This is a genomic window from Vogesella mureinivorans (genome assembly GCF_007644035.1).
Classification (GTDB): domain Bacteria; phylum Pseudomonadota; class Gammaproteobacteria; order Burkholderiales; family Chromobacteriaceae; genus Vogesella; species Vogesella mureinivorans.
This window is the reverse complement of the sequence record NZ_VMTV02000995.1, coordinates 1-653: the sequence shown is the minus strand read 5'-3', so window position 1 is coordinate 653 and position 653 is coordinate 1. Positions and strand designations below refer to the sequence as shown.

Annotated in this window: 1 protein-coding gene; it reads left to right on the top strand. The window is 69.5% G+C overall.

Annotated elements, in window-relative coordinates; translation table 11 throughout:
- Window positions 1-152: 152 nt before the first annotated feature.
- Complete coding sequence (gene rsfS, locus FLQ44_RS21865; protein WP_147696050.1) at window positions 153-605, top strand: ribosome silencing factor; 453 nt, start codon at window positions 153-155, stop codon at window positions 603-605.
- Window positions 606-653 lie beyond the last annotated feature (48 nt).

The following is a 653-nucleotide window of genomic DNA, read 5'->3' as shown; positions in this document are numbered from 1 at the left end:
CATCGAGGCGTACCTGGAGCCCGCAGTGGCAGCCTATATCGCGCGTCACGGCCTGTATGGCCAGCCCGCCTCCGGATCAACCTGAACGAGGCCGGGGGGCGCCCGCTGACGGGCTCACCTATACTTCGCGCTCGCGCCCCCGGGCGTCCCCTATGCGACAGGTCAAGCATTTGAATCCGAAAGCCCCCGCCCAGCCCGCCCCGCGCGCCCGTGCCGCCAAGAAGACCGCCCCCGGCGGCCCCTCGGCAGAAGCCCTGAACGAGCGCATCCGCTTCGCGCTGGAAGAGCTCAAGGCCCGCGACGTGCGCGAGATCGACGTGCGCGGCAAGTCGGGCTTCACCGACACCCTGTTCATCGCCTCGGGCACCTCGAGCCGCCACGTCAAGTCGATCGCCGACGAGGTGCAGAAGCGTGTCAAGGAAATCGGCGCGATGCCGCTGGGCGTGGAAGGCGAGCGCGAGGCCGAGTGGGTGCTGGTCGATCTGGGCGACGCCGTGGTCCACGTGTTCCTGCCGCGCGTACGCGAGTTCTACGCGCTGGAGCGGCTGTGGAGCGTCGATGGCGATACGCCGCGGGCCGCGGATGCCGGGACCGACGAAGGCTGATCCCGCTCGCTTTGTAGGCGAGCACGCACCGTGAAGGCCCAGCTGATC

Coding starts and splice junctions, on each gene's coding strand:
- rsfS (WP_147696050.1), top strand. CDS start 153: ATGCGACAGGTCAAGCATTTGAATCCGAAAGCCCCCGCCCAGCCCGCC.